This window comes from Caballeronia sp. (assembly GCF_049581465.1).
GTDB lineage: Bacteria > Pseudomonadota > Gammaproteobacteria > Burkholderiales > Burkholderiaceae > Caballeronia.
In genome coordinates this window covers 1-3,499 of the sequence record NZ_JBAUSA010001020.1, presented here as the reverse complement: position 1 = coordinate 3,499, position 3,499 = coordinate 1, and the positions used below count along the sequence as shown (strand labels likewise).

Annotated in this window: 3 protein-coding genes; 1 reads left to right on the top strand and 2 read right to left on the bottom strand. The window is 58.1% G+C overall.

Translation table 11 applies throughout. From position 1 onward, the window contains the following. Together WCA53_RS24930 and dalD are read right to left on the bottom strand one after the other, a co-directional pair. Nucleotides 1-135: FGGY family carbohydrate kinase (locus WCA53_RS24930; RefSeq protein ID WP_423916708.1), on the bottom strand; the 135-nt coding region annotated here is incomplete at its 3' end. A gap of 130 nt (nucleotides 136-265) precedes the next feature. Further along, nucleotides 266-1,657, bottom strand: a complete 1,392-nt coding sequence (gene dalD, locus WCA53_RS24925) for a D-arabinitol 4-dehydrogenase (RefSeq protein WP_423916706.1) — start codon at nucleotides 1,655-1,657, stop codon at nucleotides 266-268. Between the two features lie 436 nt (nucleotides 1,658-2,093). Here dalD and WCA53_RS24920 point away from each other — a divergent pair, with 436 nt between their 5' ends. After that, the gene (locus WCA53_RS24920) at nucleotides 2,094-3,179 is read left to right on the top strand and encodes an alcohol dehydrogenase catalytic domain-containing protein (protein WP_423916704.1); all 1,086 of its coding nucleotides are present in this window, start codon (nucleotides 2,094-2,096) and stop codon (nucleotides 3,177-3,179) included. The last annotated feature ends 320 nt before the right edge of the window (nucleotides 3,180-3,499 follow it).

Sequence of the window (3,499 nt, the reverse complement as noted above, 5' to 3'; positions counted from 1 at the left end):
CGGATTTTGCTCAGACCAGCGGGGTTTCGGACGCGATACGGTGAAGGGCGTGCCCGCTGTGCCGACGACACTGCCGTCGCTCGCGAGGAGGAGAACTTTTACTTCGGAGGTGCCGAGATCAATGCCTAGATACATGGACGAACCCTTGGGCGTTGGCTTTGAGTGCGATGGTTGGACGCGGAACCGGAGGCGCCAATGTAGCGCCGAGACCGGCGTTACGCCATTGGCGTAACACCGGAGCGGGACGATTATTGAACGAAAATATTTACTTGCGGCTAACGAGCCATGCATCGACACGGCCGATTGCAGCGCGCAGCACGCGTTCCAGTTCGGCGCTTTGAGCGAGGCTGCCCCACAGCAGTTTATCGGCGACGAAAGCCTTCACCGGGTCGCCTGTTTCGAAGAAAGCGTGCGCGGTGGCGGGGTCCATCACGCCGTCCTGATACGCATAAGGCAGCTTGCCCTGGTGCCAGCGTTCGAGAAAGCGGAAGAACAGCGCGGGCAGCATCGCGGTCGCGTTCGGATCGACTTGTCGCGCGAAACACTCACGCAAGGTCGGCGCGATGAAGCCGGGGATCTTCGAGTAGCCATCGGCGGCGACTCGCTGATTCGTGTCCTGGATATACGGATTGACGAAGCGGTCGAGCACGACATCGCGATATTTCGCCAGGTCGATAGGGCTTGGCGACAGGCACGGAATCACGTCCTGCGTGACATAGGCATCGGCGAGTTCGCGAATTTCGGCGTCCTGCGTGCCTTCATGAATGTATTGCAAGCCAACCAGCGTTCCCGCCCACGCAATACAGCTATGCGTCGCGTTGAGAATGCGGATCTTCGCCTCCTCGTAAGGCAATACCGAGTGAACCATTTCCGCGCCGGCATTTTCCCAGGCCGGCCGCCCTGCGATGAATTCGTCTTCGATGACCCACTGGATAAACGCTTCGCCCATGACCGGGGCCTTGTCGTCGAAACCCGTCGCGGCGAGCACGCGGTCGTGCACGTCCGGCGTGGGACGTGGCGTGATGCGGTCGACCATCGCATTCGGGCAGAGGGTGTTCGCGATCATCCATTCGCGCAGCGCGGTCTCACCGCGCAGTTGCAGGAATTCGAGCATGCCGGCCTTGAAACGGTCGCCGTTGCTGCGCAGGTTGTCGCAGTTTTGCAGCGTCACCGGGCCGGTGCCCTGCTTCATCCGGGCATCGAGAATCGCGGCCAGCGCGCCGTAGATAGTCGTGCGTGCGCCCTTTAAATCAGCCGCGACATCGGGGTTTGCCGTGTCCAGCTTGTGGTGTTCATCGAGGTAATAACCGCCTTCGGTCACGGTGAACGAGACGATCTTGCATTCAGGCGCCGATCCCGCTGCCACGAGCGCGTTCAGGTCCGCGGCCCAGGGCACGACGTGCGTGATCGAGCGGATGGTTTCATAGGCGCGTTCGCCTTGCGGCGTAACGGTTTCAAGCGTGTAGACGCCCTTCTGGGCGGCCAGCGCGTCGAGCACCGCATTCATGTCGCCGCGAATATTGCCGACGGTGAGCGACCACCGCGTGTCTCCTGATTCGATCAGCCGATGCAGATACCACGCCTGATGCGCACGATGAAAAGAGCCCGCGCCGATGTGCAGGATCACATTGGCGGGCGCGCCGCTTTGGGTAGTCATGTCTTCCTTCCTTTGATCTGGATGCGCCGCGGCGTCGAATGGAACCCTGGCCGGGAGCTGTTCTGTGTGCTTGTCTCTGTTGTCCGAACGCGGAAGGAAAAAGCCCAAGATTCTCCGCTTCGAATTCTTCACTGCGCGATCAATTGCTCTTTACGTGAGCGAATGATCGTATCCGCTTCGACGAAAGTCAAGGCGCTGCGCAGCAATTTGGAGGCGGGTGGAAGCCCTGTATTTCAGGGCACGAACAGGTTTTTGCGATGCATAAAAGCTGGAGTATTGGTGACTAAGGACATACCCCGACGCGACACGATATTGGCGGGGAGTTTCATTTTCAGTGGTGAAACGATTCCGATGGGGCTAATTTCAGTCCATCGCAAGGCGCTGATCGAACGCTGAGATGGGCCGGACAAACCCCGGACAACATGAGGAGAGCACCATGAGCATTTCAACTGAGGACTCGCGGATGACCGCGATTGTCTGCCATGCGCCTGAGGACTATCGGGTCGAGTCGGTGAAGCGTCCGACGGCGGCGCGAAACGAGATGGTCATCCGCATTGCCGCGTGCGGAATATGCGCGAGCGATTGCAAGTGTTATTCGGGCGCCAGGATGTTTTGGGGAGGGCCGAGTCCGTGGATAAAAGCGCCGGTGATTCCTGGCCATGAATTCTTTGGCTATGTGGAGGATCTGGGCGAAGGTGCCGGCGAGCACTTCGGCGTGGAAGTGGGTGAACGCGTGATTGCGGAGCAGATTGTTCCGTGTGGAAAGTGCCGCTATTGCAAGTCCGGTCAGTACTGGATGTGTGAGGTGCACAACATCTTTGGTTTTCAGCGCGAGGTTGCCGATGGCGGCATGGCGCAATACATGCGGATTCCGCCGACGGCGATTGTCCACAAGATTCCGGATGGCATTTCGCTTGAGGATGCTGCGATTATTGAGCCAATGTCGTGTGCGATCCACGCGGTGAATCGTGGGGATATTCAACTCGACGATGTTGTAGTGATAGCGGGCGCGGGGCCATTGGGTTTGATGATGACGCAGGTAGCGCATTTGAAGACGCCGAAGAAACTCGTGGTGATCGATTTGGTGGAAGAGCGGTTGGCGTTGGCGCGGGAATATGGCGCTGACGTCACGATCAACCCGAAGAACGAGGATGCGCTTAGCATTGTCAAGTCGCTAACGGAGCAATACGGATGCGACGTCTACATTGAGACGACGGGCGCGCCGATAGGTGTATCGCAGGGTTTGGAGATGATTCGAAAGCTTGGGCGGTTCGTGGAGTTTTCGGTATTTGGGAGTGACACGACGGTGGACTGGTCGGTAATTGGGGATCGGAAGGAACTTGACGTACGGGGTGCGCATTTGGGGCCGTACTGCTATCCGATTGCGATGGATTTACTGGCGCGGGGGTTGGTGACATCGAAGGGAATAGTGACGCATGGCTTTTCCTTGGAGGAGTGGGACGAAGCGATCAAGATTGCCAACTCGCTGGACTCGATCAAGGTGTTGTTGAAACCGAACTAGGGTGGGGTACCGCCGGCCCTGTTAGCGGTTCCGTAAATGACCTCATTGCGGGCGTTGCCGCTATCGGCAACGGGATAGGGGCCGTGGAGGCGAAGCGTGTGCGTGGCGTTGGTGCGTGGGGGAGGGGTTCGACTGCGGGTTGATGTGTGGGGGCGGCACTACGTTCGTGCCAAAAACCTGAAATGAGCAACGACGACACTTAAAAATTGGCGGTTTAAAACGCGTTTCTTTGCTTCGTTTCTTTTCGCGTTTGAAAAGAAATGAAGTCCCGCCCCGGATAGGGGCTAACAGAAATAAGCAAGAAAATCCGACTTAAGCAG

Excerpts from the sequence above, each read along its gene's own strand:
- dalD (WP_423916706.1), bottom strand. The coding sequence starts at position 1,657 with ATGACTACCCAAAGCGGCGCGCCCGCCAATGTGATCCTGCACATCGGC.
- WCA53_RS24920 (WP_423916704.1), top strand. The coding sequence starts at position 2,094 with ATGAGCATTTCAACTGAGGACTCGCGGATGACCGCGATTGTCTGCCAT.